Annotated in this window: 24 protein-coding genes; 8 read left to right on the top strand and 16 right to left on the bottom strand. The window is 69.6% G+C overall.

The window, feature by feature from the left end:
- Positions 1-25 precede the first annotated feature (25 nt).
- Together JHL17_RS31445 and JHL17_RS31440 are read left to right on the top strand one after the other, a co-directional pair.
- Positions 26-1,705: an ATP-binding response regulator gene (locus JHL17_RS31445; protein WP_200198600.1), complete on the top strand. Its 1,680-nt coding sequence runs from the start codon at positions 26-28 to the stop codon at positions 1,703-1,705.
- A gap of 517 nt (positions 1,706-2,222) precedes the next feature.
- Positions 2,223-3,293, top strand: coding sequence for an alkene reductase (locus JHL17_RS31440; protein WP_200198599.1), 1,071 nt, complete (start codon positions 2,223-2,225; stop codon positions 3,291-3,293).
- A 12-nt stretch (positions 3,294-3,305) separates the two neighbouring features.
- Here JHL17_RS31440 and JHL17_RS31435 read toward each other — a convergent pair whose 3' ends face one another.
- Positions 3,306-4,223, bottom strand: a complete 918-nt coding sequence (locus JHL17_RS31435) for a LysR family transcriptional regulator (RefSeq protein ID WP_200198598.1) — start codon at positions 4,221-4,223, stop codon at positions 3,306-3,308.
- An 88-nt stretch (positions 4,224-4,311) separates the two neighbouring features.
- Here JHL17_RS31435 and JHL17_RS31430 point away from each other — a divergent pair, with 88 nt between their 5' ends.
- Both JHL17_RS31430 and JHL17_RS38050 read left to right on the top strand, forming a co-directional pair.
- Positions 4,312-5,073, top strand: coding sequence for an SDR family NAD(P)-dependent oxidoreductase (locus JHL17_RS31430; protein ID WP_200198597.1), 762 nt, complete (start codon positions 4,312-4,314; stop codon positions 5,071-5,073).
- 45 nt (positions 5,074-5,118) lie between these two features.
- The gene (locus JHL17_RS38050; protein ID WP_200198596.1) at positions 5,119-5,655 is read left to right on the top strand and encodes a VOC family protein; all 537 of its coding nucleotides are present in this window, start codon (positions 5,119-5,121) and stop codon (positions 5,653-5,655) included.
- Here the strand turns inward: JHL17_RS38050 and JHL17_RS31420 are convergent.
- From JHL17_RS31420 to JHL17_RS31400, 5 genes are all read right to left on the bottom strand, one after another.
- Positions 5,582-6,133 carry a nitroreductase family protein gene (locus JHL17_RS31420; protein WP_200198595.1) on the bottom strand — a complete coding sequence of 184 codons (552 nt, stop codon included), beginning with the start codon at positions 6,131-6,133 and terminating at the stop codon, positions 5,582-5,584. The genes JHL17_RS38050 and JHL17_RS31420 overlap by 74 nt on opposite strands.
- Before the next feature lie 18 nt (positions 6,134-6,151).
- Complete coding sequence (locus tag JHL17_RS31415) at positions 6,152-6,400, bottom strand: DUF2934 domain-containing protein (protein ID WP_247893946.1); 249 nt, start codon at positions 6,398-6,400, stop codon at positions 6,152-6,154.
- 139 nt (positions 6,401-6,539) lie between these two features.
- Positions 6,540-7,772, bottom strand: a complete 1,233-nt coding sequence (locus JHL17_RS31410) for an ABC transporter permease (protein WP_200198593.1) — start codon at positions 7,770-7,772, stop codon at positions 6,540-6,542.
- Positions 7,769-8,515 (bottom strand): ABC transporter ATP-binding protein, encoded by a 747-nt coding sequence (locus JHL17_RS31405; protein ID WP_200198592.1) that lies wholly within the window; start codon positions 8,513-8,515, stop codon positions 7,769-7,771. Before JHL17_RS31405 ends, JHL17_RS31410 begins: the two co-directional genes overlap by 4 nt.
- A gap of 16 nt (positions 8,516-8,531) precedes the next feature.
- Positions 8,532-9,953 carry an efflux RND transporter periplasmic adaptor subunit gene (locus JHL17_RS31400; protein ID WP_200198591.1) on the bottom strand — a complete coding sequence of 474 codons (1,422 nt, stop codon included), beginning with the start codon at positions 9,951-9,953 and terminating at the stop codon, positions 8,532-8,534.
- A gap of 197 nt (positions 9,954-10,150) precedes the next feature.
- Between JHL17_RS31400 and JHL17_RS31395 the strand changes: the two genes are divergently transcribed.
- Entirely contained in the window at positions 10,151-10,498 is a 348-nt protein-coding gene (locus JHL17_RS31395; protein WP_200198590.1) for an ATP-binding cassette domain-containing protein, read from the top strand.
- A 9-nt stretch (positions 10,499-10,507) separates the two neighbouring features.
- Here the strand turns inward: JHL17_RS31395 and JHL17_RS31390 are convergent, their stop codons facing one another.
- The 10 genes from JHL17_RS31390 to JHL17_RS31345 form a co-directional block, all read right to left on the bottom strand.
- Positions 10,508-11,566, bottom strand: coding sequence for an osmoprotectant NAGGN system M42 family peptidase (locus tag JHL17_RS31390; RefSeq protein WP_200198589.1), 1,059 nt, complete (start codon positions 11,564-11,566; stop codon positions 10,508-10,510).
- A 185-nt stretch (positions 11,567-11,751) separates the two neighbouring features.
- Positions 11,752-13,530, bottom strand: a complete 1,779-nt coding sequence (gene ngg, locus JHL17_RS31385; protein ID WP_200198588.1) for an N-acetylglutaminylglutamine synthetase — start codon at positions 13,528-13,530, stop codon at positions 11,752-11,754.
- Positions 13,531-13,792: 262 nt separating this feature from the next.
- Entirely contained in the window at positions 13,793-15,568 is a 1,776-nt protein-coding gene (locus JHL17_RS31380) for an N-acetylglutaminylglutamine amidotransferase (protein WP_200198587.1), read from the bottom strand.
- A gap of 226 nt (positions 15,569-15,794) precedes the next feature.
- Positions 15,795-17,243 (bottom strand): mechanosensitive ion channel family protein, encoded by a 1,449-nt coding sequence (locus tag JHL17_RS31375; protein ID WP_200198586.1) that lies wholly within the window; start codon positions 17,241-17,243, stop codon positions 15,795-15,797.
- Between the two features lie 123 nt (positions 17,244-17,366).
- Positions 17,367-17,924 (bottom strand): BLUF domain-containing protein, encoded by a 558-nt coding sequence (locus JHL17_RS31370; RefSeq protein ID WP_200198585.1) that lies wholly within the window; start codon positions 17,922-17,924, stop codon positions 17,367-17,369.
- Between the two features lie 111 nt (positions 17,925-18,035).
- Positions 18,036-18,746 carry an extensin-like domain-containing protein gene (locus JHL17_RS31365; protein WP_200198584.1) on the bottom strand — a complete coding sequence of 237 codons (711 nt, stop codon included), beginning with the start codon at positions 18,744-18,746 and terminating at the stop codon, positions 18,036-18,038.
- 11 nt (positions 18,747-18,757) lie between these two features.
- Positions 18,758-19,252 (bottom strand): GFA family protein, encoded by a 495-nt coding sequence (locus JHL17_RS31360; protein ID WP_200198583.1) that lies wholly within the window; start codon positions 19,250-19,252, stop codon positions 18,758-18,760.
- A 283-nt stretch (positions 19,253-19,535) separates the two neighbouring features.
- Positions 19,536-19,682 carry a hypothetical protein gene (locus JHL17_RS31355; protein WP_200198582.1) on the bottom strand — a complete coding sequence of 49 codons (147 nt, stop codon included), beginning with the start codon at positions 19,680-19,682 and terminating at the stop codon, positions 19,536-19,538.
- Between the two features lie 279 nt (positions 19,683-19,961).
- Positions 19,962-21,488, bottom strand: a complete 1,527-nt coding sequence (locus tag JHL17_RS31350) for a sensor histidine kinase (protein ID WP_200198581.1) — start codon at positions 21,486-21,488, stop codon at positions 19,962-19,964.
- Entirely contained in the window at positions 21,488-22,153 is a 666-nt protein-coding gene (locus JHL17_RS31345; protein ID WP_200198580.1) for a response regulator, read from the bottom strand. Before JHL17_RS31345 ends, JHL17_RS31350 begins: the two co-directional genes overlap by 1 nt.
- A gap of 182 nt (positions 22,154-22,335) precedes the next feature.
- Here JHL17_RS31345 and JHL17_RS31340 point away from each other — a divergent pair, with 182 nt between their 5' ends.
- The 3 genes from JHL17_RS31340 to JHL17_RS31330 all read left to right on the top strand — a co-directional run bounded on the left by JHL17_RS31340 (position 22,336) and on the right by JHL17_RS31330 (position 26,353).
- Complete coding sequence (locus tag JHL17_RS31340; RefSeq protein WP_200198579.1) at positions 22,336-23,439, top strand: ABC transporter substrate-binding protein; 1,104 nt, start codon at positions 22,336-22,338, stop codon at positions 23,437-23,439.
- Positions 23,440-23,640: 201 nt separating this feature from the next.
- A complete protein-coding gene (locus JHL17_RS31335; protein WP_200198578.1) occupies positions 23,641-25,308 on the top strand; it encodes an ABC transporter permease in 1,668 nt (555 codons plus the stop codon).
- Positions 25,301-26,353, top strand: a complete 1,053-nt coding sequence (locus tag JHL17_RS31330) for an ABC transporter ATP-binding protein (protein ID WP_200198577.1) — start codon at positions 25,301-25,303, stop codon at positions 26,351-26,353. The genes JHL17_RS31335 and JHL17_RS31330 overlap by 8 nt, the downstream gene beginning before the upstream one ends.
- Positions 26,354-26,379: the final 26 nt, after the last annotated feature.

Raw genomic sequence — 26,379 nt, 5'->3', positions numbered from 1 at the left:
CCATCAGAAGATCCGGCCGGTGCCCATGGCGATCAGCCTCCAGGCCATCCACGGGACCCCGATCCCCAGCGACACCGACGCGAGAGACACCGCCGCGATGCATCGAGCTTCGGCCACCCCCAACTCCCCGAACGACCTGCGCTACCGCGAGTGTCTCGACAACGCGCGGCGGGTCTGCATGGCCGGAACGGTCCCGGCCATGCTGGTGGTCGGCGGCCCGGACATGGCGGCCGTCCGCTGCAACGAGGCGATGGCCTCCCTGCTGAACCGCCCGCGTGCCGCCGCCCGGGACGAGAGCGGGCCGGCCCTGCTGTCCGATGGCTGGCCGGCGGTTGCGGAAGCGCTGAGCCCGCTCTATGTCGACGACGGCGGGGACGGGACGGAGGGAGCCCGGACCGCCCCCGTCCGTCCTGAGTCGGTGATGCTCCATCTGCCGGCCGATCCGCCGCTGAGCCTGTGCGCCGCGCCGCTGCTGGTCGACGGCCGCGTCGTCGGGGTGCTGGCCACCGCGACGCTGGATGGAGCCGTCGCCCGGATGGCCGAGACCATGCGGGCGGAGGTGGCGCGCACCACGGCGGCCCGGTCGCGCTTCCTGGCCTCGGCCAGCCACGACCTGCGCCAGCCCTTCCAGGCGATGCGCCTGTTCCTCGACGCCCTGACCACCCAGGTGGAGGGCAACGCGCGGGCGACCCGCACCGCCGGCATGCTGGGCAACGCGATGACGGCGGGCGAGCAGCTGCTGAACGCGCTTCTCGACATCTCCACGCTGGATGCCGGCACGGTCGAGGCCGACATGCAGACCGTGCCGCTCGACGGGCTGCTGCAATCGCTGGCCGAGGAGTTCCGTCCGCAGGCGGAGGAGAAGGGGCTGCGCCTGCGCGTCCATCTGCCCGTCCGGGCGGTCACCCGCAGCGATCCGGTGCTGCTCGGCCGCATCGTCCGCAACCTGCTGGCCAACGCCATCCGCTACACCCAGCGCGGCGGCATCATGCTGGGGTTGCGCAAGCGGGACGGCCGGTGGCGGATCGAGGTGTGGGATACCGGCTTCGGCATTCCCCAGGACAAGCTGGACGTCATCTTCGACGAGTTCCACCAGCTGACCAATCCGGCCCGCGACACCACGCGCGGCCTCGGCCTCGGCCTCGCCATCGTGCGGCGCCTGTCGGTCCTGCTGAACGCGCCGGTCGACGTGCAGTCGCGCTCCGGCCGCGGTTCGGTCTTCGCCGTCACCGTGGACCGCCTGGAGGAGGACGCCGTGCCCGCCGCCGTGCCCGCCGCGCCGGCTGCCGCCGCCGAGGGCATGCCGAGCACGCCGTTGGACGGGATGCGCATCCTGGTGGTGGACGACGACAGCATGGTGCTGTCCGGCCTGCTGCTGACCCTGGAAAGCTGGGGCTGCGCCTTCGTCTCCGCGTCCAACATGCGCGAGGTGTTCGCCGCGGTCGACGGGCTGGAGGGGCCGCCCGACGCCATCCTGACCGACCTGCGCCTGCCGGGGAAGGTGTCCGGCTTCGACGTGATCGACCGCGTGCGCAAGCTGTTCAGGACCGACATCCCGGCCGTGGTGCTGACCGGCGAGACGGCGCCCGAATCCCTGCTGGAAGGCCAGCGCCGCGGCTGTGCCTTCCTGCACAAGCCCCTGCATCCCGGCGACCTGCGCCGCGTGCTGGAGGAGGTGAGGCGGGACGGCAAGGCGGCCTGCTGAGGGAGCGGCAACCGTCCCGCTTTCGGCCGGCCGAGCCGCCGCCAACGAACGCGGTCGTCAAGCCGAATCCTGATCTCCCGCCATAGCCCGGACAAGCAGCCCGATTCGCTCAGGGCCTGCGGCCGGCCTTGTCCGCTTCGTGAATTCAAGTTCGCCCAACCCATGCAGGGCCGCCCGGAACGTCTCGGTCGCGACGTCGATTTCGGCACGGAAGGGCGCCACGGCGACGATGAGCCCTCGGCGTCCATGGCGCGACCGCACTTGTCATGATCCTTGCCACCATGGCCCGGCTGCGCACGGCCATTCCGGGCGTCCCCGCCCGGTGCGGGCGGCACGGCGGCGGCCGGGCAACCGTCGAAGACTTCAGTGTTCCAGAGGTGGGACGGTCTGTTCAGATTGGGCTGCTGGCGGTCCTGATGCGGATCACCGATCTTGGGTCCGTGAGCGGCGGGACGAGCACACGCCCCAGTGCGGATGGGCTCGCTCGCCGCCGAACGAACGCCCAAGGAGACATCGAATGACCGCTGACTGGACCTCCCCGATCGACGTCGGAACCATGCAACTGCCGCATCGGCTGGCGATGGCCCCGATGACCCGGAGCCGGGCGAAGCCCGATGGGACGCCCGGCGATCTCGCTACCGCCTACTATGCGCAACGCGCCACCATGGGCCTTCTCATCTCGGAAGGCACGCAGCCGTCCGACGACGGGCAGGGCTATCTGGCGACCCCCGGCATCTACACCGACGCCCATGTCGCCGGATGGCGCCGGGTGACCGACGCCGTCCATGCGGCCGGCGGGCGCCTGTTCGTCCAGCTCATGCATGTCGGGCGCATCTCCCACCCCGAGAACACGCCGCATCACCGCCAGCCCGTCGCCCCCTCCGCCATCGCACCCGGGGTCGACATGTTCACCATGCGGGGGATGCAGCCGATCCCGGAGCCCCGCGAACTCACGACGGCCGAAGTCAGGCAGACCGTGGCCGATTTCGCGCAGGCCGCCGCATGCGCCGTCGAAGCGGGTGCCGACGGCGTGGAGGTCCACGGGGCGAACGGATATCTGGTGCATCAGTTCCTCGCCCCGGATTCGAACCGCCGCACCGACGCCTATGGCGGCTCGATGGAAAACCGCGCCCGCTTCGCCATCGAGGTCGTTCGTGCCATCGCGGACGCGATCGGTCCGGAGAGGACGGCGATCCGCCTGTCGCCGGGCGTTCCCGCCGGCGGCATCGCCGAAGGCCAGGACAATGACGACCTCTACCGCCATCTCGCGGCCGAGTTCGACGGGATGGGATTGGCCTACGTCCATGTCCTCCATGTCCGCAGCGATCCGCTCCTGGCGGATCTCCGCAAGGTCTTCAAGGGAGTGATGATCGTCAATCGTCCAGGCCGTCCGCGCGAGAAGATCGGTTCGGACGTGGCGGCAGGGCTCGCCGACATGGAGTCCCTGGGCGTCATGGCCCTGGCCAATCCGGACCTCGTGAAGCGCCTGGAGACGGACGCCCCGCTCAACGAGGTCCGGCAGGCCCTGTTCTATGCCGGCGGCGGCGCCGAAGGCTACACCGACTATCCGGCCCTGGAGACGGCTTGACCGTCCGCCTCCTCATGCCGCCCAGCGGAACCGGCGCTGGAAATCGATGAAGGCGCGCAGCGGGGCCGGCGTGTGGTCCCGTCCGGGATAATACAGGAACGGGCCGGTGAAGCTCTGCCACCAGGGCTGGAGCACCGGCTCCAGCTCGCCGCGGTCGAGCGCCGGCCGCAGCCAATCCTCGAACAGATGGACGATCCCGCTGCCGGCGACGGCGGCCGACACCGCGAGGTCGATGGCCGCGACCGGGACCGTCAGCGGACCTGCCGGCTCGATCCGGACCACCTCGCCCTCGCGTTCGAACTCCCAGGCGGCCAGCGGGCCGCCGCTGGTCCGTCCCGCCAGGCAGGCGTGCGCCAGCAGGTCCCGGGGATGCTCCGGCCTACCATGGCGGTCGAGATAGGCCGGGGCGGCGGCGGTGGCGAAGCGCTGGCGCCGCGGGCCGATCGGCACCGCCACCATGTCCTTTTCCAGCCGGTCGTCGTAGCGGATGCCGGCGTCGCAACCGGCCGCCAGGATGTCGACGAACCCGTTGTCGACGACGACCTCCACCCTGATGTCGGGATAGGCCGCCAGGAAGGCCGGCAGGATGCGCGGCAGGATGAGCCGCGCCGCGTTGACCGGGACGTTCAGCGTCAGCGTCCCCGCCGGCGTTCCCCGATGCTCGTCGGCGAGGCCCATCGTGACCGCGAAATCGTCCAGCACGGATTCGAACCGTTCCAGCAGAATCGCCCCGACCTCCGTCACCGCGACCGTCCGCGTCGTCCGGTTCAGCAGCCTCACCCCCATCCGCGCTTCCAGGCGCTTGACGGAGTCGCTCAGGCTGGAGGCGCTGAGGCCGGTGGCGCGCGCCGCCTCTCTGAAGCCGCCGGCCCGGGCCACCGCCACGAAGGCCTGAACCCCGGCGAAGTCGGTCCCGGAGGGATTGCTCATTGTACGGCTGTCCGGACAAGCTGTCGTGATATTGCCATCTTATCCAGAACGCTCTTTCCGTCCATATCCGACTGCGAAGGAGCAAGCCATGACCACTTCCAATCGCATCGCCATCGTCACCGGCGGCAGCCGCAGCCTCGGGCGCAGCACCGTCCTCACCCTTGCCGAGCGCGGCGTCCGCTCGATCTTCACCTATCATTCCCGCCCGGAAGAGGCCGGGACGGTCGTCGCCCTGACCAGGGAAGCCGGCGCTGAGGCAGTCGCGCTCGCCCTCGACACCGGCGATGCCGGATCCTTCGACGGCTTCGCCGGCCGGGTGGGCGACGCGCTCGCGCAGTTCGGGGCGGAACGCTTCGAGTATCTCGTCAACAACGCCGGCATATCCGACCACACGCCTTTCGCCGCGCTGACCGAGGATGTCCTCGACCGGATCTATGCGGTGAACCTCAAGGGCGTGCTGCTCCTGACGCAGCGGCTGCTGCCACTGATGACGGACGGCGGGCGCATCATCAACATCTCGACCGGCCTGACCCGCTTCACGACGCCGGACACCATCGCCTATGCCTCGCTGAAAGGTGCCATCGAGGTCTTCACCCTCCATCTCGCCAAGGAACTCGGCCCGCGCGGCATCACGGTGAACACCGTGGCTCCCGGCGCCATCCAGACCGATTTCAGCGGCGGAATCGTGCGCGACAACCCGGAGGTCAACCGGCGGGTCGCCGCGATGACGGCGCTCGGCCGTCCCGGCCTGCCCGACGACGTCGGCCTGATCGTCTCGTCCCTGCTGTCGGAGGACAGCCGCTGGGTCACCGGGCAGCGCATCGAAGTCTCGGGCGGCATGAATCTCTGACAGGCCCGGACGGGCCCGTGCCCCCCTCATCGGAAAGGCTGTGCCATGCCGTTGTTCACCCCGCCGCGGAACGCGTCCTCACCCTTCAAATCGATGCGCGGCGACCATGTCGGCCTTCGGGTCGCCGATCTCGACGCCGCTTTGGACTGGTACCGGGATGTCCTCGATTTCCGCCATACGCGCAGCATCGAGGCCGTGGGACTCACCTTCGCCTTCATGGCGCCGCCGAACGACGACGGTTTCGAGATCGAACTGGTCGCTGGCCCCGGCGCCGCCGACCGGCCCAAGCCCGAAGACCTGCACGCGACCCTCGGCCTCCATGGCTGGCACCATCTGTGCCTCCGGGTCGACGACGTCGACGGGACGGTCACCGAACTGCGTCGCCGCGGCGCTGACATCATTGCCGGTCCGATGGATTTCGGTGAAATCCGGCGCCGGGGCGCGTTCTTCCTCGATCCGTGGGGTAATCTCTTCGAACTGACCCATGACTTGCCCGTTAAGCCACGTCCTATTCGCACCGGACGATCCTGGGCTCCCGCCTCGGCGTGGCCACCGGCAGCGATCGGGGATGTCCCAGGATGATCGGTGCCACCGGTATGAGATGCTCGGGAATGCCGAGTTTCGATTTCACCTCAGGAAGGCAGAGCCAGGGGCGGGACAGACCAATCCAGCAGCTGCCCAGCCCGCGGGCGTGGGCGGCAAGCATGAGGTTCTGCGCCGCCAGGCAGCAATCCTCCGCCGACTGAGTGTGGCTGTCGGTGGCGCAGATGACGACCAGCGTTGCGGCGCCATGGAAGAGATCGAACTGCGGATCGGCGAGATGGCCGGTCAGCGGCGAACCGGCCGGCAGATGTGCCGCCACATGCCGTTTGGCATGGATGGACATGGCGCGCAGGCGATCCACGCCGTGAAGCAGGGCGAAGGCCCAGGGCTGCAGGTTCATCGCGCTCGGCGCCTGCACCGCGGCGTCGATCAGGCTTCGGATCGTCGCCTCGTCCACCGCTTCGCCGGTGAAATCACGCACCGCCCGGCGGTGATAGATCGCGTCCAACACATCCATGATTGCCGCTTCTCCTTCTCACGCATGGGAGCGCTGGCGCGCACCGCCGGCGACGCGCGGAGTCCGGCGCGGCCTCGGCGTCTCCTCCGTGATGTGGCGGGCGATCGCCTCGGCGAGGCGGGCGTCCGGCGCGAGTCCGCTCTGTTCGGTCAGGATCGCAGCCTCGGCCTCCCGCCAATGCCGTTCCTGCTGTCCATCGGGCCGTCCGTCTCTTTCCCAGAGCGCGTAGGCCCGTTCACGGATCCGGAGGCTTCGGTCCTGTTCCATGGGATGGTCCATGTGGATGGCTCCCAGCGTTCGACGCTACGGTGGAAAGTGATGGATCGATCCTAAACCGCCGCCGGCCGGCCGGACTTTACCTGGATTAACCAGGGCCAAGCGGGGGCTGATCGGGCGTCCTCCGCTCCTACTCGTAGCGCAGGGCCTCGATCGGCTGCAGGCGCGACGCCTTGCGGGCCGGGTAGAAGCCGAAGAAGACGCCGACCGCCGCCGCGAAGCCGACGGCGAGCAGGACGGCCTCCGGCCGGAGCTGGGTCTGCCAATGCGCCCAATGGCCGATGGTGAAGGACGCGGCGGCTCCCACGGCGATGCCTGCCAGCCCGCCCAGCAGCGACAGGGTCAGCGCCTCGATGAGGAACTGGCCGAGAATGTCGCGGCTGCGCGCCCCCACGGCGAGGCGCAGCCCGATCTCGCGCGTGCGCTCGGTGACGCTGACCAGCATGATGTTCATGATGCCGATCCCGCCGACCACCAGCGACACCGAGGCCACCGCCGCCAGCAGCAGCGTCAGCACGCGCGACGAGGCTTCCTGCGCCTGCGCCACCTCCGACAGGTTGCGCACCCAGAAATCGTCGTCCTGCGCCGGCTGGAGATGATGGCGCTGCCGCAGCAGCCCGTGGATCTGCGCCTCTGCGGCGCCCATGTCGGCCCCCTCGCGCATCTTCACCAGGATGGCGGCGACGGCGTGCCGGTTCACCTCGCTGGCCCCCAGCACCCGGTTGCGCGCCGTGCTGAGCGGCATGACGATGGTGTCGTCCTGGTCCTGCCCCTGCATGCTCTGACCTTTGCGGTCGAGCACGCCGATCACCGTGAAGGGCACCTTTTTGATGCGGATCGTCTGTCCGACTGGGTCCGCGCCGCCGAACAGCGTCGTCGCCACCGTCTGGCCGAGCAGGGCCACCTTGGCGGCGCGGTCGATGTCGGCCTGCCCGAAGGGTCGCCCCTGCGCCACCCCCCAGTCGCGGGCGGCGAGGAAGTCCGGCGTGGTCCCGAAGACGATGGTCGACCAGTTGAGGTTGCCGTAGATGATCTGGGCGCTTCCGCGCACGCCGGGTGCGGCGACGAGGATCTCCGGCAGCTCGCGCTGCAGCGCCGTCGCGTCCTCCTCGCTCAGCGTCATCTGGGTGCCGAAGCCGAGTCGGACGCCGCCCGACGTGATGGCGCCGGACACCACGACGATGAGGTTGGAGCCGAGGCTGTTGATCTGGTCGGCGATGCGCGCCTCCGCCCCCGATCCGACGGCGATCATGGTGATGACGGAGCCGACGCCGATGATGATGCCCAGCATCGTCAGCACGCTGCGCATCAGGTTGAGGCGCAGCGCCGCGAGCGCGATGCGCAGGGAGGCTGCCAAGGTCATGCCGCCTCCTCCGCCGGCCGCCAGGCCGCCAGCACCTCGGCGGCGACCCGCGGGGCCGCCACCGGCCGGTCGTCGATCAGGCGGCCGTCCCTGAAGCGCAGGGTGCGCCGGGCATAGGCGGCGATGTCCGGTTCGTGCGTCACCAGCACGACGGTGATGCCGCGCGCGTTGAAGGTCTGGAACAGCGCCATGATCTCGATGCTGGTGCGCGAATCGAGGGCGCCGGTCGGTTCGTCGGCGAGGATCAGCAGCGGCCGGTTGACCAGCGCGCGGGCGATCGCCACCCGCTGCTGCTGGCCGCCCGACAGTTGCGAGGGGTGATGCAGCGCCCGCTCGGCCAGCCCGACCTCGGCCAGCTGCGCCAGCGCGCGCCGGCGCCGCTCCGCCGCCGGGACGCCGGCATAGACCAGCGGCAGTTCGACATTCTCCACCGCCGAGGTGCGCGGCAGCAGGTTGAAGCCTTGGAAGACGAAGCCGACCAGCCGGCCGCGGACCTGCGCCAGGGCGTCACCGTCGAGGTGGGAGACGTCGCGGCCATCCAGCCGGTAGCGGCCGGCCGTCGGGCTGTCGAGGCAGCCGAGCAGGTTCATGAAGGTGGATTTACCCGACCCCGACGGTCCCATGACCGCCACGAATTCCCCCCGCGCGACCTGCACCGACACGTCGTTCAGGGCCAGCAGCGGCACGTCGCCGAGCCGATATTCCTTGCCCAGATGCTCGATCTCGATCAGCCGGTCGCCCATGGCAAGCTCCTCGATCTCAGAAGCGCGGGCCCGCGCCCATGGAGGGAACGGCGCCGGTACCGGCCGCCGTGGCGCTCTCGCTCAGCACGACCCGGTCGCCGGGAGCGAGCTTGCCCTCGACGATCTCCACCACCGTCCCGTCGGAGATGCCGAGGCGCAGGGGGCGACGCTCGGGCTGGCCGGAAGAGCCGAGCAGCCAGACCTCGCCCGTCTGCGGGGACGGTGGCGCGCTCGACTGCGGGGCCTTGGCCGGGCGGTAGCGCAGGGCGGCGTTCGGGATCAGCAGCGCGTCGTCGCGGTGCTCGGCGATGATCCGGATGTTGGCGGTCAGTCCGGGCAGGAGCGCCAGGTCGGGATTGGGCGCCGAGATCACCACGTCGTAGGTGACGACGTTCTGGACCACCTGCGGCGCCTTGCGGATCTGCAGCACCCTACCCGTGAAGCCGCGGCCGGGATAGGCGTCCACGGTGAACCGCACCTCCTGGCCGAGCCGCACGGCGCCGACATCCGCCTCGTCGACCGAGGCGTCCACCTGCATCGCCGCCAGATCCTGGGCGATGGTGAACAGCACCGGGGCCTGCAGGCTGGCGGCGACGGTCTGGCCGCGGTCGACGTTGCGCTGGATGACGGTGCCGTCCACCGGGGCGGCGATGCGCGTGTGCTCCAGGTTGATGCGTGCGCCCTGATAGGCGGCCTCCTTCTGCTGGACCAGCGCGGCGGCGCTCGTCAGGGTGGCCTGGGCGAGGCTGAGTTGCGCCTCGCCGGAGCGGACGGTCGCCTGCTGGCCGGTCTGCTGCGCCGCCAGGGCTTCGACATCGGCTTGGGCGGCATCGTTGGCGGCCTTCGCGCCGTCGCGGTCGGACGCGGACGCGTTGCCGCGCTCGAAGAGGCGCTGCGTGCGCTCGAAGCTGTTCTGGGCGTTGACCAGGACCGCCTGGGCCTTGCGGAGCTGGGCCTGGACGGTGGTCAGGGCGGCGCGCGCGGCCTCCAGGTCGGCGGCGGCGCGGGTGACCGTGGCGCGCTGGGTCTCGATGCCCGCGCGGGCGACGGCGAGGTCGCCGGCGGCCTGCGCGACCTGCGTTTCGAACAGCGCCGGGTCGATGCGGGCGACGAGCTGGCCGGTCTTCACCTCGGTGTTGAAGTCGGCGAGCAACTCGCTGATCTGCCCGGAAACCTGTGAGCCGACCTGCACGGTGACGACGGGATTGACGGTCCCCGACGCCGTGATCGACGCGGTGACCGCACCCCGCGTCACCGGGCCGGTGCGGTAGGCCGGAGCGCCGCTGCGCGTGCCGACGGCGGAATAGAGCAGCGCTCCGCCGGCCAGCAGGAGCAGCGCCAGACCGGCAAGCCAGACCGATGGCCGCAAGCCGCCATGGCGGGGCGCCGTCGCGGTCCGCTCTGCGCGCGATCCCTGATCCGAAAGGGGCAGCGTCATGGTTCGGCTCCGTACCGATGCCGGTCCGCATCGTCGCGTCTGCAGGGTCATGATGGTTCCGTCCATCATGACTCTGTCGGCAGGCAGGCCATTAACCTGGATCAACCCCGTCGGGATCGGCTCGGCGCAGGATCGGGATATCGGATCGGAGCGGAAGGAGAGGCGTCACGAAGCCGGCAGCATGGGGGGCCGGGGAGATGCTCGGCCCCATCGGCAGCAACGGCGCGGGAAAAAGCACGCTGATCAAGATCCTGGCCACGCTGTCGCCACCCGGTGCCGGGCCGGTGCTGGTGGCCGGCGCCGGCGTGGTAGGGCCGGCGGCTGAGGTGCGCCGGCACGGCGGTCAGGTTCCCCCGCTGTTGCCCGCCGATGGGGCGCCGACCGGTTACGAGAAGATGCTGCTGTCGGCGCGACTCTACGTCATTCCCCGCAACGAACGGCGGGCCCGCATCGCCGAGACCCCGGACCGCCCGGTTCAGCATTATTCCGGCGGAATGATCCGCCGGCTGGAAATCGGTGCGGATACCAGCAGTCATCGTCAATGACCGCTGGTATCAATCCCGCGGCGGGCTCTGCAGGTACAGCACCAGCAGCCGGACCAAGCTTTCCAGCGCGTCGGCATGGATGCGCTCGTAGCCGTGCGAGGCGTCGATGCCGAAGCAGACCAGCGCGGTGCGGATGTCGTTGCCGGCCTCGATGGCCGACGCGCTGTCGCAGCGGTAATAGCGGAAGACGTCGCGCTGGTGCGGGATGTTCTGCGCCTGGCACAGCGCGATCAGCGAGTGGGTCAGCGCCATGTCGAAGGGGCCGGTGCTGTCGGCCATGGCGATGGTGACGCCGTATTCGCTGCTGTTCTGGCCGGGGGCGGTGGTGCCGTTGTCGATGGTCACCATCTCCGCCACGTCCTGGTGCAGGATCGACGAGGCGCCGGACCCGACCTCCTCGGAGATCGTGAACAGCAGGTGGCAGTCGACGGGCAGGGCGGCGCCGGCATCGACCACCGCCTTCGCCGCTCCCAGCATCACCGCCACACCCGCCTTGTCGTCGAGATGGCGCGAGACGATGTAGCCGTTCTCCAGGAATTCCGGCTGCGGGTCGATCGACACGATGTCGCCGATGTTGAAGCCGCGCTCTTCCAAGTCCCGCCGGTTGGCGACCGGGGCGTCGACGCGCAGCTCCACCTGCTGCCAGGTGACCGGCTGGCTGTCGACCTCCTTGTTGAAGGTGTGGCCCGATGCCTTCAGCGGCAGGATGGTGCCGCGCCAGGGACCGCGGTCGGTCAGGACGGTGCAGCGCGCCCCCTCGGCGAAGCGGGACGACCAGTGGCCGATCGGCACCAGCTCCATCCGGCCGTTGTCCTTCAGCATCTTCACCTGGGCGCCCAGCGTGTCGACATGGGCGACCAGCGCCCGGTCGGGGGTGGAGCGCACCCCCTTCAGGTCGGCGCGGATGGCGCCGCGCCGCGTCAGCTCATAGGGGATGCCCATCCGCTCCAGCTCGGCGCAGCACAGCCGCACCACGTCGCCGGTGTGACCGGTCGGGCTCGGCGTCGTCAGCAGCCGGTACAGGACGTCGGTGACATAGCCCATATCGACGGGCAGCGGCACGGCCATGGTCGGATGGTCCTCCTGTTGAAACTTCTCCCGCCTTGCCAAGGATCCCCTCTCCCCCCCGGGGAGAGGGTTAGGGTGAGGGGGATACATGGCGAGGATTTTCGTGAAGCCACGTAGTGCTTCCCCCTCACCCTCCCCACTTCGTGGGGCCCCTCCCTCTCCCCGGGGGAGAGAGGGCGGATTCGCTACAGCACGCCCCGCGTCTGCGGGAACAGCAGATCGACGAAGCGTTCCGCCGTCGGCTGCGGCTCGTGGTTGGCGAGGCCCGGGCGCTCGTTCGCCTCGATGAAGACGTATCCCGGCCGGTCCGGCGCCTCGACCAGCAGGTCGAACCCCACCACCGGGATGTCCAGCGCGCGGGCGGCCACCGTCGACACCTCGACCAGCTCCGGATGCAGGCTGTCGGTCACGTCGTGGATGGTGCCGCCGGTGTGCAGGTTCGCCGTCTTGCGCACTGGCAGCACCTCGCCGGCCGGCAGCACGTCGTCCAGCGTCCTGCCGGCGGCGGCGAGGCAGCGGTCTGTCTCGGCGTCCATCGGAATGTGGCTTTCGCCGCCGGTGGCGGCGGCGCGGCGGCGGCTCTGCGCCTCGATCAGCTCGCGCACGCTGTGGCTGCCGTCGCCGGTGACCTCCGCCGGGCGGCGCACCGCGGCGGCCACCACCTTCTTGTCGATGACGATGATCCGCAGATCCTGCCCTTCGCAGAACTGCTCCAGCAGCACCGTGTCGCAATGCTGGCGGGCCGCCGCGACGGCGCTTTCCATCGTCCCGGCATCGCGGACGTCCACCGTGATGCCGCGCCCCTGCTCGCCGCGCGCCGGCTTGACGACGATGCGGCCATGCGTCGCCAGGAAGGCGGCATTCTCCTCCGAATCCGCCGCCACCGCCTGGGCCGGGACCTTCAGGCTGGCGCGCTCCAGCACGCGGCGCGTCACCGCCTTGTCGTCGCAGCGGCTCATGGCGACGGCGCTGGTCAGCTCGCTCAGCGACTCCCGGCAGACCACGCTGCGCCCGCCCCAGGTCAGGCAGAAATAACCCGCCTCGGCGTCCAGAACGTCGACGCCGATGCCGCGGCGCCGCGCCTCGTTGACGATGATGGTGGCATAGGGGTTCAGCCGCTCACCCGGCTGCGGGCCGGTGAACAGCCGCTCGTTGATCGGGTTCTTGGTCTTCAGCGCGAAGGCCGGGATCCGGCGGAAATTCAGCTTCTCGTACAGCGCGATGGCGCTCTCGTTGTCGTGCAGGACCGACAGGTCGAGGAAGGCGCGCCCGCGCGCCTGCACATGCTCCGCCACCGTGCGGACCAGCGTCTCGCCGATTCCCGGGAAGGAGGCCTGCGGATCGACCGCCAGGCACCACAGCGAGCTGCCGTTCTCCGGATCGCCGAAGGCATGGGCATGGTCGACCGCCGTCACCGACCCGATCACCTCGCCGGTGGCGTCGTCGCAGGCGACGAAATGGGTCAGCACCCGGCTGTTGCGCTGCGCCACCAGGAACGAGGCGGAGACTGGCACCATCCGCCGCCGGGCATAGATGCGCTGCACCCCCTCGGCATCCTCGCGCGTGCGCAGCCGGCGGACGCTGTAGCCCTTCGGCCGGAGCCGCGACGGGCGGTAGTCGCTCAGCCACAGCCGGAAGGTGTGGGACGGATCGAGGAACAGCTCCTGCGGCGCGCGAGCCAGGGCGACATGCGGGTCCTGCAGGTAGAAGACGATGTCGCGGGTGCCCGGCGCCTCCTGCCGCAGCGTGTCGATCATGCGGTCGAGGTCGTCGAAGGTGTGGGCGAAGATCAGTCGGCCCCAGCCGCAATCCACCGTCACGTCGGCCGTCAGCTCGGCTTGCGCCGCCGTCCCGCCGGGCGCCGTCCCGCCAGCCGGCGGACGGCCGGTATAGCGCCGGGTGTGGCGCAGGCTGGCGCTGGCGGCGCGCTCCAGCCGGTGCGGTTTCACGCGGGCGTAGCTCATGGAATCCCCCTGGTCGTCGGATGCGGCGCTGTCGTCTGAATTCAGGGAGCCCCTCTCCCCTTGCGGGGCGGGATCGGCCAAATGCCAATGGCGTTTTGCCGACCCGCGGGTTGGGGTGAGGGGTAGCAAATTCAACATTTCTACCGGCCTTCGGCCGCTGCACCCCTCATCCCAACCCTTCTCCCGCAAGGGGAGAAGGGCTTCTTCAGCCCAAGGTTGCCACTCCCCATTTAAATGCAAATCTTCGTTTTGAGTCGTCTGCTTACAGGCCTTGTTCCTGGAACCAGAATTCCAGCAGCGCCACCTGCCACAGCTTCGATCCCCGCAGCGGCGTGATGTGGCGTTCCGGATCGGCCAGCAGCCGGTCGAGATAGTCGCGGCGGAACAGCCCGCGCTCGCGCGCCGCCGGGGCGTCCAGCACGTCGCGCACCCGCTCCAGGAAGGGGCCGCGCAGGTATTTCAGCGCCGGCACCGGGAAATAGCCCTTCGGCCGGTCGATCACCGCGGCCGGCACCACCCGGCGCGCCGCCTCCTTCAGGACGTATTTTCCGCCGTCCGGCAGCTTCATCTCCGCCGGGATGCGGGCGGCCAGCTCCACCAGCTCATGGTCGAGGAAGGGCACGCGCGCTTCCAGCCCGGCGGCCATGGTCATGTTGTCGACCCGCTTCACCGGGTCGTCGACCAGCATCACCGTGGTATCGAGCCGCAGTGCCTTGTCCACCGGCCGCTCGGCGCCCGGCATGGCGAAGCGCTGCTCCAGCCAGCGGCGGGAATGGTCCTCGCCGACGAATCGCGGGTCGAGCGCCTCGGCCATCTCCGCATGGTCGCGGTCGAAGAAGACGCGGGCATAGTCGCCGACGGCGTCGCGGCTCTCCAGCAGCGGCGGATACCAGTGATAGCCGCCGAACACCTCGTCGGCACCCTGGCCCGACTGCACCACCTTCACCTGCTTGGCCACCTCCTGCGACAGCAGGAAGAAGCCGATGTTGTCGTGGCTGACCATCGGTTCCGACATCGCGCGGACGCAATCGGTCAGCTCCGGCAGGGCGCGGGCGCTGTCGACGAAGAGGCGGTGGTGATCGGTGCCGAAATGCCTGGCGACGATGTCGGAATACTGGAACTCGTCGCCGCGCTCGTCGCCCACCGTCTCGAAGCCGATGGAGAAGGTCTTCAGCCCGCTCTGCCCGTTCTCGGCCAGCAGGGCGGTGATCAGCGAGCTGTCCAGCCCGCCCGACAGCAGCACGCCGACCGGAACGTCGGCGACCAGCCGGCGCCGCACCGCGCGGGTCAGCGTCTCCAGCACCAGCTCGCGCCAGTCGGCGAAGTCGCGGCCCTCGTCACCGGCCTGCGGACCGAAGCTCAGCGACCAGTAGGTGTTTTCGCGCCGGGTTCCGTCCGGCTCCACCACCAGGACCGTGGCGGGGGGAAGCTTGCGCACGCCCTTCAGGATGGTGTGGGGAGCCGGCACGACGGCGTGGAAGCTCATGTAGTGGTGCAGCGCCACCGGATCGACGTCGGTGTCGATGCCGCCGGAGGCCACCAACGCCGGCAGCGAGGAGGCGAAGCGCAGGCCGTCCGGGATGTCGGCGAGGTAGAGCGGCTTGATGCCCAGCCGGTCGCGGCCCAGCACCACCCGGCCGCTGTCGCGCTCGTGGATGGCGAAGGCGAACATGCCGTTCAGGCGCTTGACGAAATCCGGCCCCCAGGCGTGATAGGCCTTGAGCAGGACCTCGGTGTCGCCGCCGGAGAAGAAGCCGTAGCCGAGCCCGGCGAGCTCCTCGCGCAATTCCCGGTGGTTGTAGATGCAGCCGTTGAAGACGATGGCGAGGCCCAGCGCGGAATCGACCATCGGCTGCTGCGATGCCTCGCTGAGATCGATGATCTTCAGCCGGCGATGGCCGAAGGCGACGCGCCCGTGGGCGAACAGGCCGTGGCCGTCCGGCCCGCGCGCCGCCAGCCGGTCGCACATGGCCTGGACGGCGGCGGTGCTCGCCGCTTCGCCGCTCTTGAAACGAATCTCGCCACTCACTCCGCACATCGGCTGTCGAGCCTCCTCGTTGGTTCAGGACGAAGGGGCGCTCGACCCGCAAAAAGGGCCAAACACCGGGGGCGCCGGCTGCGGAATGCGGCCGCCACCCGTTGCGAGCGGTCATTGATCGCCGGTCATCATCCCGCTCCACTCACCACCGGCACCTGCGCGGCATAACGTCTGGCAGGGTCCAAGGTTCCTTGTCGGCGGGATTCAAGGGGGGAAAACCTGCCGCCTACAGCCCGAAGAATCCCTTCAGCCGTGCCAGCAGCGCCTGAGACTCCATGGGCGGCGGCGGAACCGTGCCCTGCTGGCGGTTGCGTTCGGCGACGTTGCGGGTCTGGCGCTCGGCCATCAGGTCCGCCAGCCGCTCCGCCAGTTCCGGCCGGCGGCGCAGGACCGGATCCAATTGGGTGCGGGCCAGCTCGAACACCACGGAATCGGTGCAGGCGACGACGGAGGCGCTGCGCGGCTGGCCGGTCAGCAGCGACATCTCGCCGAACAGGTCGCCCGGCCGCAGCCGGGTCAGGTGCAGCAGCCCGGGGCGCTGCCCGCCCTCCGCGTCCGCCGGGGCGGCGATCTCGACGTCGAACACCCCCTCGGCGATGACGAACAGCGATTCGCCGGCATCGCCCTGGCGGACGGCGGCGGTGCCGGCGGGGATGTCGAACTGGCGCATCGACAGGGCCAGCGCATCGATCTCCTCGTCGTCGAAGGCATCGAACAGCTCCACTTGGCGCAGCAGGCCGCGCCGCAGCCTGTCGGTGTCGGGGAGGGCCTGCTGGCGCCGGCGGAACTCCTGCTTCGGGCGGGCGGGTTCGATCCCGGCGCGGGCGAGGTTGGTCAGCGCCGCGGTCAGCACCGCGTCGCGCACCAGCGTCAGCCGGGCGCCGTCGTCGGCCCAGAAGCGCGCCAGATAGGAGATGCCGTTGGGCGTCACCGCTTCCACCACCACGTCCGGCCGCGGGGTGGGCAGCACGCCGTCGGCGCAGAGCATCGCCGACAGCAGGATGCGCTTGGCGCGCTCCACCGGCACCTCCTGGTCCAGCAGGATCGGCACGCTGGCGCGGAAGGCCGGGTTGGGTCGGCTGAAATTGACGAAGCGGCTGCCGGCGACGATGCCGTTCGGCACGATGATGGCGGTGCCGTCGCTGGCGATCAGCCGGGTGGCGCGCCAGTTGATCTCGTCGACCCGGCCCGCCACGCCGGGCGACAGCTCCAGCCAGTCGCCGATCCGGTAGGGATGTTCGATGTTCAGCGCGATGCCGGCGAAGATGTCGGCGATCATGTTGCGCAGCGCGAAGCCCAGCACGGCGATGGCGACGCCCGAGGTCGCCAGCAGCCCGGTCACCGGCTGTTCCAGCACGAAGGCCAGGATCGCCAGCACCGCGACGCCATAGACGAGGAAGCGCAGCAGGTCGGCGAGCAGCCGCGGGATGCGCGGCGGCCGGGCGCCGTTGCCGTCGCTGGCCGTGCCGCCCGCCGCCAGCATGTCGATCACCCGTGCCCCGCCCCAGGCGGCGGCCAGCCAGGCGGCCGAGGCGACGGCGATGTCGAAGCCGCTGCTCAGCGGCAGGCCGACGAAGGGTTGCAGATGGCCGTGCAGCCAGGGCTTGGCGGCGACCAGCGCTGCCAGAAGGGCCAGGACCAGGACGGGGGCGGACAGACGCCGCAAGGCGTTCATCGACGGGCTTCTCCTCGGCGGCCGGCCATCCTCGGCCGGGCGAGGTGCGACGATGGCACGAGCAAGCGCCGTCCCGTCAAGCGGGCAATTGAAAGCGGCCAATCGAATCAGCGGCCAATCGAATCAGCGGCTTGACTGCTCGTAGACGATGGCCGGCCGGCGCGGCGCGGCAGGCGTCGCCGAGGAGGCCTTTCGGGCCGGCGTCATGGGAGACGCCGAGTGGTAGCCCATCACGAAGCCGCCGACCACCGGATCCGACACGGCGACCTTGCTGGCGAAGACATAGGCGTGGCACAGCAGGGCCAGCGCGGTCTCGGCATCGCAGCTCTTGCGCCGGAACGCCTCGCCGTCGCGCAGGTCGGAGAAATCCCCATGCCAGAAGGTCGGATCGTCCAGCGGGCCGAAATTCATCGCCCAGAAGCCGAAGGACCGTCCCGGGCGTTCCCGCCGGCCCAGAACGGCGAGATTGCCATGGCGCTTGTCCTGCGAGATCCGTGCGAACAGGCCGGCCACGGTCTCGGCCTCGCCTTCCAGCACCTGAAGGAAGATGCCCTCATGTTCCATCAGGAAGCCGGTCACGTCCAGACGCCGATTGTTCACCGAGCTTCGCATACAAATGTCCGCCAGTGCCGAGAAAGGCAGCAAAGAGACGGCGTCACTGCGATAGAGCAGGGTCAACATTGCGCACCTCCTACTTTCATTAGGAAAGTGGCGCGGGACCCGCTACGCGGTAACCCTTTCTTTCGTAGAATCGGTGTCGCAGCCTCCGGACATAGTCCGATCGGATGGACCTTAACGGCAGGTCCGGAAGGCGCCCCTGTCGAGGTGGAAGTGGTTGCGGTGCGCCTCGTTGTAGTCCGGCCCGAGCACCACGTCGAAGAAGCGGCAGGCGCCGTCTCGCACGTCGCGCAGGAAGGCCGCCTTCTGCCCGTCCGCCTTCGCCTCCCAGTCGTTCAGCACGCCGACCCGCGTCCCGTCGGCCAGCACGAAGGCGGCGAGGTCGATGGCGTTGGCGCCGGCATGCTCGCTGCGCCGTCCGGTCGCCCGGCCATAGACGTTGCGGCAGGCATAGGTGCCGAGATGCTCGACCCGCGCCACCCTCTGCCCGAAATGCCGCTCCGCTGCCGGTTGCAGGGCGTTCGCCTCGAACAGGGTCCAGGCGGCGGCCAGCCCGCAGGTGGCGACGAAGCCGCTGCTGAACGCCACATCCGACCGCGCCACCCGCACCACGCCGGTGAGCGCGCAGTTCTGGTCGGACGGGCGGTCGGGCAGGGGGGTGAAGCGCAGCCCGGTCTCGCCCAGCGCCGCCCGGCATTGTTCGGGATCGCGGGCCAGCCGCGCCAGCTTGAAGCCGGTCAGCCAGTCCGGCTCCGCCCGCAGGTCGAGCCGCGCCCACGGGTCGTAGCGTGGCGGCACCGTGATCACCCCGGCCCACACCCCCGCCGCCGCCCCGGCCGCCGCCAGCAGGACCAGCAGCGCGAGCCACCGCAGCAGCCTCGCCATCGGGAGGACGTCTAGCGGTCGAGCAGCCCGTGGCGGCGGTGCCAGTCCTCCAGCGATTCCTCGGGATAGCGGGCGAACTGCACGTCGTTCGGACCTTCGGGCACCTCCACCCACGGCGCCTTGAAGTCCAGCATGATGTGGACCCGCTCCGGCGGCGTCGGCAGCGGCGTGTCAATGGCCGAGGCGAACGGGTGGACCAGTTCCGGCCAGGCCGGATCCTCCGCCCACAGCGCCGTGCCACACTGCTTGCAGAAATGCCGATGCGACGGGCCGGGATGGGTTTGGCCCGGATGCTCGGGGTCCTCGATGGGCGCCCGCCACATCGCCACCGCCTCGCGGCCCTCGACCTCCAGCGTGTCGGCGTCGCCGCCCAGATTGATGGCGTATCCGCCGCCGCCGGCACTCTTGCGGCAGATGGTGCAGTAGCAGCGCATGTAGGGCACCGGCGTCGGCGAATTCAGCGTGAAGCGGACGGCGCCGCAGCGGCAGGAACCGGAAAGCTTCATGGCAGGGATCTCCGCGATCAGAGGCGTTCTCCCGTACCAGATGGGGCCGCGATCGTCCTTTGACACCGCCGGCACCGATGGAATGCAGCGGAAGGGGGCCTGCGATCCCCGGAATCCTCGATGCGATATGCGGAGCTTTGGCCCGCCGAAAGCAGGGGAAAGGTTAGGATGAGGGGGGTGCGCGGCCGAAGAGATCCTCGACGCGGATCCCCCTCATCCTCATCCCCGTACGGGGAGGTCAACCAACAAACACTCCCGCCCGGAAAGGCGGAAGCGACCCCTATCACCCCATGATGTTCTCGTCCGCCATGCGGCGAGGCATGTCGGTCTGGTGCTGGCGGTCCTGCTTCGGCGCCTTGGTAACGGTGAAGCCTATTCCCGACAGCAGAAGGACGCCCAGCGAGGCGACGGTGACGATGTTGCAAAGCATAGCGACAGACCCTTTCCCTAACCTCTTTCGGCCGTCCGGTTTCCCCGGCGGCCAGACCCTTATTGTGCGGTCTCCTGGGCAATAGACGCCGGGAGCCGTTCTTTCTTCCGTGAGCCGGGCCGGGATGAGGAAAAATAATCGTCCGTTATTCGAACTGTATTTGTTTCCAACACCTTGCCAGCACAGGCTGTGCGGAGCGGTCAGATAGTCCCGCAGCTGCGAACTGGCAATGGAAGCCGGCGACATATCCGCGCAGCTCTGGTTAACGAAATTGTCATGTCACGGCCCAGGGCGGGGGAGGCGTCCCTGCGCCGCGTCGTCGTCCACCAACGAACCCTTTGAACCGGCATCCTTTTCCGCCGGACGCAGGCTGACCGTCACCTTCAGCCCCTTGCCATCCTGTCCGGCGTCGAGCCGCACCGACGCTCCCAGCCGGTCGGCCAGGGCGCGGACGATCGCCAGCCCCAGCCCGCTGCCGGTCCGCGGCGGCTCGCCCGGACGGGTCAGCCGGTAGAATCGCTCGAACACCCGCCCGCGCTCGGCCTCCGGGATGCCGGGACCGTCGTCCTCGACCTCCATCACCGGGCCGGCCCCCGGTTCCTGCCCGACCCGCACCGCCACCGTGCCGCCCGGCCGGTTGTAGCGGATGGCGTTGTCCAGCAAATTGCCCAGCAGCTCGCCGACCAGCACCGGATTGCCGGCGACCCGCAGGGCGGTGCCGTCCTCCGGTCCCTCGAAGCGGACCTCGATATCCTGGGCCAGCGCCGCCGGAACCTGCTCGGCGGCGACCTCCATCGCCACCTGGATCAGGTCGGTCACCTCGGGGGCCGTGGGCATCACCGGCGCGTCCTCGTCGGCGCGGGCCAGCGCCAGCAGCTGGACCAGCAGCCGCTCCAGCCGCTTGACCGCCCCCTCGACGTCGTCCAGCGCCGCCCGCCCCTCGGCGCTGTCGGTGCCGTGGCGGCGCAGCAGCGCCAGATGGGTGCGCAGCACCGCCAGCGGCGTGCGCAGCTGGTGCGAGGCGTCGGCGGTGAAGCGCCGCATGGTGCCGATGGACTGGTCCAGCCGCGCCAGCAGGCCGTTGATGGCGACCACCAGCGGCAGCACCTCGGCCGGGACCACCGCCAGCGGCAACGGCACCAGCGCCAGCCCGCCCCCCGCCGCGCCGCGCGTCGAGCGGGCGTCGATCACCCGGCGCAGCCGGCCCAACGGCGCCAGCCCGCGGCCGACCGCTCCCCACACCAGCATCCCGCTGCCGCCGACCAGCGCCACCTCCAGCAGGGTCAGCCACAGCAGCAGGTTGACCTCCACCGCGCGCCGTCCCTCGGTCGTCTCCGCCACCTGGACCAGCACCGGCTGCGGCACGCCGTAGAGCCGGCGGACCTGCGCCGCCACCCGCACCGGATGGCCGTGATAGGTGGCGTCGCGGAACACCGTGACGTTGGTCGGCATGGCGGCGATGTCCGGCAGCGGCAGGTCGAGATAGCCGGTGATCACCCCGCCCTCATGGGCGACGTTGTAATAGATGTTGTCGCGCGCCTGGCTCTCCAGCATGCCGAAGGCGACGGCCGGCAGGTCGACCGTCACCTCGCCGTCGTCGTCGCCCACCGCCAGCCGCTCGGCGATGGCCAGCGTCGAGCCGGCGAGCAGCCGGTCGTGGGTCGACTGCACGAAGCCGTGGATCAGCGCCGCGCCGCCGACGCCCAGTCCCACCGCCAGCGCCGCCAGCGGCACCAGCAGCCGGGTCAGCAGCCGGCGCCGCAGCGACGGCACCCGCTCCGCCCGGCCGCCCGGAAATGCCGCCATCAGGCGCCTTCCATCAGATAGCCCAGCCCGCGGATGGTGCGGATCTGCGGCCCGTCCGGCTCCAGCTTCTTGCGCAGCCGGGCGACATACAGTTCGATGGCGTTGGGCGCCACCGGCTCGTCGAAGCCGAACACCTCGCCGGCCAGCCGGTCCTTCGGCACCACCTTGCCGGCGCGCGTGATCAGCCCCTCCAGCACCGCCAGCTCGCGCTTGCGCAAATCCAGCACCCGGCCGTTCAGCGTCACCGTCGCGGTGGAGCGGTCGTAGCGCAGCGCGCCGCAGGCCAGCTCCGGCACCGGCGTGCCCTGGCCGCGGCGCATCAGCGCCCGCACCCGCGCTTCGAACTCCGCCGGATCGAAGGGCTTCAGCAGGTAATCGTCGGCCCCCAGGTCCAGCCCCTTCACCCGGTCGGCCACCGCCTCCCGCGCGGTCAGGATCATCACCGGCACGGTGGAGCCGCGGCGGCGGATGCGGGTCAGCACCTCGAACCCCGACAAATCGGGCAGCCCGAGGTCGAGCACCACCAGACCATAGGGTTCCGCCCGCTCCAGCCGCACCGCCTCCTCGCCCGACGCGACATGGTCGACGGCATAGCCGGCCAGCTTCAGCCCGCCCGTCACCCCGCGCGCCAAGGCGGCATCGTCCTCCACGATCAGGATGCGCAAGGGAGCCGCCTATCATCCGAATGGGCCATCATCCGATCGCGCCTGTTCCGTTCCACCAACAATTTTTGCACGCGACAGATTGGCGACAGGTTGATTGCCTATAGTCACGGCAAATCCGCTTGTAAGCCCAACCAACCCGGCCCGCAACGGCGCCGTGGAAACCAACCGCAGGAGAGGAAGAGATGCGCACCAAACTGGCCCTTCTGGTCGCGACCGCGCTGACCATTACCGTTCCGGCCTTCACCGCCGGCACCGCCCAGGCGCAGTCGGTCCCCGCCGGCTACGACCCCGCCTATGCCAAGATCATCGAGGCGGCGAACCAGGAAGGCGCGCTCAGCATCTATTCCGCCACCGACGCGGCTGCCGTGTCGGAGCTCCTGAAGGGGTTCGAGGCGCTCTATCCCAAGGTCAAGCTGGAATACGCCGACCAGAACTCGACCGAGATGTACAACCGTTTCATCAGCGAGGCGGCGGCCAACACCGGCACCACCGACCTGATGTGGTCGTCGGCGATGGACCTGCAGATGAAGCTGGTCAACGACGGCTACGCGCAGTCCTACACCTCGCCGGAATCGAAGAGCATCCCGGATTGGGCCAACTATAAGAACGAGGCCTTCGGCACCACCGCCGAGCCGATCGTCTTCGCCTACAACAAGCGCGTGGTCCCCGCCGCCGACGTGCCGAAGACCCACGCCGACCTCGCCAAGCTGCTTGCCGAGAAGCCGGACGCCTACAAGGGCAAGGTCACCTCCTACGATCCGGAGCGCAGCGGCGTCGGCTTCCTCTACATCACCCAGGACGTCCAGGCGAACAAGAACACCTGGGATCTGGTGAAGGCGATGGGCCAGACCGGGGTGAAGCTCTACACCTCGTCGGGCGCGATGATCGAGCGGCTGACGTCCGGCGAGCACACCATCGGCTACAACATGATCGGCTCCTACGTCTACGAGCGCCAGCACAAGGATCCGGAGTCGCTGGGCATCGTGCTGCCGTCCGACTACACCATCGTGATGTCGCGCATCGCCTTCATCCCGAAGGGCGCCAAGCACCCGAACGCCGCCAGGCTGTTCCTCGACTATCTGCTGTCCAAGCCGGGCCAGCAGGCGATGCAGGCCCGCTACATGGGGTCGATCCGCACCGACCTCGCCAGCGCCAACCCGACCGCGGGCATCCCGGAAAGCACCCTGCGCCCGATCCATGTCGGCCCGGAACTGCTGACCTACCTCGACCAGGTGAAGCGCCTGAAGTTCCTGAAGGACTGGCAGAAGGCCCTCCAGGGGAAGTGATCTAGTCCGACCTGAAATCACCCTCTCCCGCCCCGGGAGAGGGAAGGGGCCCGCCGAAGGCGGGAAGGGTGAGGGGCGATCCAAGGAGCCGGGTGGTTCCTGATCCTCGCCTCACCCCTCACCCTCCCCGCGCCTTTGGCGCGGGTCCCCTCCCTCTCCCGGGGCGGGAGAGGGAAGATTTGCGCCAAAAGGAAATCCCCCATGAACCGCGCGACGCGCATCGCGGTGATCGTCGCCATGGCGATTGCCGTGCTGGCCCCGATCGGCCTGGTCGTCTACCAGAGCTTCCTCGACGGGCCGTTCTTCCAGCCCAAGACCGCCTTCACGCTCAGCGCCTACGAGTTCGTCCTGGACGACGAGGATTTCTTCGACGCCCTCTACAACTCGGCGATCATCGCCCTCGGCATGACCGCCATCGCCGTGCCGGTCGGCGCGCTGCTGGCCTTCCTGATGACCCGCACCGACCTGCCGGGCCGCCGCTGGATCGAGCCGGTGATCCTGGTGCCGATGTTCGTGTCGTCGGTGGTGCTGGCCTTCGGCTTCGTGGTCAGCCTCGGCCCGGCCGGCTTCGTCACCCTGTGGTTCAAGGGCGTCTTCGGCTTCGTCCCCTGGTATCTCTATTCCAAGTGGATGCTGATCGTCATCGCCGGCCTGACCCACGTGCCGCACGTCTTCCTCTACACCTCGTCGGCCCTGCGCAGCCTGGGCTCCGACGTCGAGGAGGCGGCGCGCATGACCGGCGCCGGCCCGCTGCGTACGGCGATGACCGTCAGCCTGCCGATGGTGATGCCCAACATCCTCTATGCCGCCGTGCTGGTCTTCTTCCTCGGCTTCGAGCTGTTCGGCCTGCCGCTGGTGCTGGGCGACCCCGAAGGCATCCTGGTGCTGGCGACCTACCTCTACAAGCTGACCAACAAGCTGGGCACGCCGTCCTACCAGCTGATGGCGGTGGTGGTGGTGGCGATCATCTGCATCGCCCTGCCGCTGGTGGCCCTCCAGCGCTTCCTGCTGCGCGCCGCCAACCGCTACGTCTCGGTGAAGGGCAAGGCATCGGCGCAGAAGCCGGTGTCGATCGGCGTCTGGCGCTGGCCGGCGGCGGCGATGATCACCGGCTGGCTGCTGTTCACCGTGGTGGTCCCGATCAGCGGCCTCGTGCTCCGCGCCTTCGTGTCGAGCTGGGGCGAGGGCGTCAACCTGCTGGACGTGCTGACGCTGGCGCATTTCCGCGAGCTGATGGAGTTCCCCAACCTGACCCGCGGCATCGTCAACACGCTGCTGATCGCGTCCGTCGGCGGAGCGCTGTCGGTCGGCGTCTACACCATGCTGAACCTCGCCGCCCACCGCTGGCAGTCGGGCTGGACCAGGCTGATGGACTATCTGGTCCTGCTGCCGCGCGCCATGCCGGGCCTCGTCGCCGGTCTGGCGATCTTCTGGGTCTTCCTGTTCACGCCCTTCCTGTCGCCGCTGCGCCAGACCATGATCGCCATCTGGGTCGCCTACACGCTGGTCTGGCTCGCCTACGGCATGCGTCTGGTCAGCGGCGCCCTGCTGCAGATCGGCCCCGAGCTGGAGGAGGCCGGCCGCATCGTCGGCGCCAGCCCCGGCCGGGTGTCGCGCGACCTGACGATCCCGCTGGTCAAGGTCGGCCTGTTCTCCAGTTGGCTGCTGATCTTCGTCACCTTCATGCGCGAATACTCGACCGGCGTCTATCTGCTGGCCCCCGGCACCGAAGTGATCGGCTCGCTGCTGGTCTCGCTGTGGGGCACCGGCGCCGTCGACCTCGTGACCGCGCTCTCCACCGTCAACATCGCGATGATCGGCGGCGGCCTGCTGCTGATGTCGCTCTTCGGGAAACGCTCCCATGGCTAAGCTCATCATCGACGACCTGCATCTGTCCTACGGCAGCACCGAGATCCTGAAGGGCATCACCGCCACCTTCGCCCAGGGCGAGATCGTCGCCCTGCTCGGCCGGTCGGGCAGCGGCAAGACCACGCTGCTGCGCTCCATCGCCGGGCTGGAGGAGCCGAAGAAGGGCGTCATCTCCATCGGCGACCAGCCGGTGTTCGACGCCGCCGCCGGCCTCAACGTGCCGTCGGAGAAGCGCGGCCTCGGGCTGGTCTTCCAGTCCTACGCGCTGTGGCCGCACAAGACGGTGTTCGAGAACGTCGCCTACGGCCTGCGCCTGCGCAACGTGCCGAAGGCCGAACTCCAGCAGCGCGTCGCCGCGGTGCTGGACGGCGTCGGTCTCGGCCATCTCGGCGACCGTTACCCGCACCAGATGTCGGGCGGCCAGCAGCAGCGCGTGGCGCTGGCCCGCGCGCTGGTCTACAACCCGCCGGTCATCCTGCTCGACGAGCCGCTGTCGAACCTCGACGCCAAGCTGCGCGAGGAGGCCCGCATCTGGATCCGCACGCTGATCAAGCGGATGAACCTGACCGCCGTCTTCGTCACCCACGACCAGGTCGAGGCGATGGCGATTGCCGACCGCATCGTCCTGCTCGACGGCGGCCGCATCGTCCAGGCCGGCACGCCCGAACAGCTCTACACCGAACCGGTGAGCCTGTTCGCGTCGGAGTTCATGGGCGTCAACAACCAGATCAAGAGCCGGGTGCAGGACAAGCGCGGCGGCTACGCCCGCATCGAGCTGTCCGGCCATCCGCTGTGGGGCAAGGACCGCGCCGGCAAGGGCGTGTCGGAGGAGGCGACCGGCGTCATCCGCCTGGAACAGGTCGAGGTGGTGGACGGCGAAGGGGAGAACCGGGTCCCGGCGGAGCTGGAGACCTCGGTCTATCTCGGCAGCCACTGGGAGCATGTCTTCCGCTGCGGCGACCAGACGCTGCGCGCCTTCGGCCGCCCGCTGCCGGCCGGCACCCACTGGCTGCACTTGCCGCCGGAACAGCTCTGGGTGTTCTGAGCGGGGCTTTCCCCGCCTCCCGCTTC

The organism is Azospirillum endophyticum, assembly GCF_016595245.1.
Classification (GTDB): domain Bacteria; phylum Pseudomonadota; class Alphaproteobacteria; order Azospirillales; family Azospirillaceae; genus Azospirillum; species Azospirillum endophyticum.
Note: the sequence above shows the minus strand (reverse complement) of the source record. Positions and strands in the feature narration are given on the sequence as shown.

Excerpts from the sequence above, each read along its gene's own strand:
- JHL17_RS31445 (WP_200198600.1), top strand. The coding sequence starts at position 26 with ATGGCGATCAGCCTCCAGGCCATCCACGGGACCCCGATCCCCAGCGAC.
- JHL17_RS31440 (WP_200198599.1), top strand. The coding sequence starts at position 2,223 with ATGACCGCTGACTGGACCTCCCCGATCGACGTCGGAACCATGCAACTG.
- JHL17_RS31435 (WP_200198598.1), bottom strand. The coding sequence starts at position 4,223 with ATGAGCAATCCCTCCGGGACCGACTTCGCCGGGGTTCAGGCCTTCGTG.
- JHL17_RS31430 (WP_200198597.1), top strand. The coding sequence starts at position 4,312 with ATGACCACTTCCAATCGCATCGCCATCGTCACCGGCGGCAGCCGCAGC.
- JHL17_RS38050 (WP_200198596.1), top strand. The coding sequence starts at position 5,119 with ATGCCGTTGTTCACCCCGCCGCGGAACGCGTCCTCACCCTTCAAATCG.
- JHL17_RS31420 (WP_200198595.1), bottom strand. The coding sequence starts at position 6,133 with ATGGATGTGTTGGACGCGATCTATCACCGCCGGGCGGTGCGTGATTTC.
- JHL17_RS31415 (WP_247893946.1), bottom strand. The coding sequence starts at position 6,400 with ATGGAACAGGACCGAAGCCTCCGGATCCGTGAACGGGCCTACGCGCTC.
- JHL17_RS31410 (WP_200198593.1), bottom strand. The coding sequence starts at position 7,772 with ATGACCTTGGCAGCCTCCCTGCGCATCGCGCTCGCGGCGCTGCGCCTC.
- JHL17_RS31405 (WP_200198592.1), bottom strand. The coding sequence starts at position 8,515 with ATGGGCGACCGGCTGATCGAGATCGAGCATCTGGGCAAGGAATATCGG.
- JHL17_RS31400 (WP_200198591.1), bottom strand. The coding sequence starts at position 9,953 with ATGACGCTGCCCCTTTCGGATCAGGGATCGCGCGCAGAGCGGACCGCG.
- JHL17_RS31395 (WP_200198590.1), top strand. The coding sequence starts at position 10,151 with ATGCTCGGCCCCATCGGCAGCAACGGCGCGGGAAAAAGCACGCTGATC.
- JHL17_RS31390 (WP_200198589.1), bottom strand. The coding sequence starts at position 11,566 with ATGGCCGTGCCGCTGCCCGTCGATATGGGCTATGTCACCGACGTCCTG.
- ngg (WP_200198588.1), bottom strand. The coding sequence starts at position 13,530 with ATGAGCTACGCCCGCGTGAAACCGCACCGGCTGGAGCGCGCCGCCAGC.
- JHL17_RS31380 (WP_200198587.1), bottom strand. The coding sequence starts at position 15,568 with ATGTGCGGAGTGAGTGGCGAGATTCGTTTCAAGAGCGGCGAAGCGGCG.
- JHL17_RS31375 (WP_200198586.1), bottom strand. The coding sequence starts at position 17,243 with ATGAACGCCTTGCGGCGTCTGTCCGCCCCCGTCCTGGTCCTGGCCCTT.
- JHL17_RS31370 (WP_200198585.1), bottom strand. The coding sequence starts at position 17,924 with ATGTTGACCCTGCTCTATCGCAGTGACGCCGTCTCTTTGCTGCCTTTC.
- JHL17_RS31365 (WP_200198584.1), bottom strand. The coding sequence starts at position 18,746 with ATGGCGAGGCTGCTGCGGTGGCTCGCGCTGCTGGTCCTGCTGGCGGCG.
- JHL17_RS31360 (WP_200198583.1), bottom strand. The coding sequence starts at position 19,252 with ATGAAGCTTTCCGGTTCCTGCCGCTGCGGCGCCGTCCGCTTCACGCTG.
- JHL17_RS31355 (WP_200198582.1), bottom strand. The coding sequence starts at position 19,682 with ATGCTTTGCAACATCGTCACCGTCGCCTCGCTGGGCGTCCTTCTGCTG.
- JHL17_RS31350 (WP_200198581.1), bottom strand. The coding sequence starts at position 21,488 with ATGGCGGCATTTCCGGGCGGCCGGGCGGAGCGGGTGCCGTCGCTGCGG.
- JHL17_RS31340 (WP_200198579.1), top strand. The coding sequence starts at position 22,336 with ATGCGCACCAAACTGGCCCTTCTGGTCGCGACCGCGCTGACCATTACC.
- JHL17_RS31335 (WP_200198578.1), top strand. The coding sequence starts at position 23,641 with ATGAACCGCGCGACGCGCATCGCGGTGATCGTCGCCATGGCGATTGCC.
- JHL17_RS31330 (WP_200198577.1), top strand. The coding sequence starts at position 25,301 with ATGGCTAAGCTCATCATCGACGACCTGCATCTGTCCTACGGCAGCACC.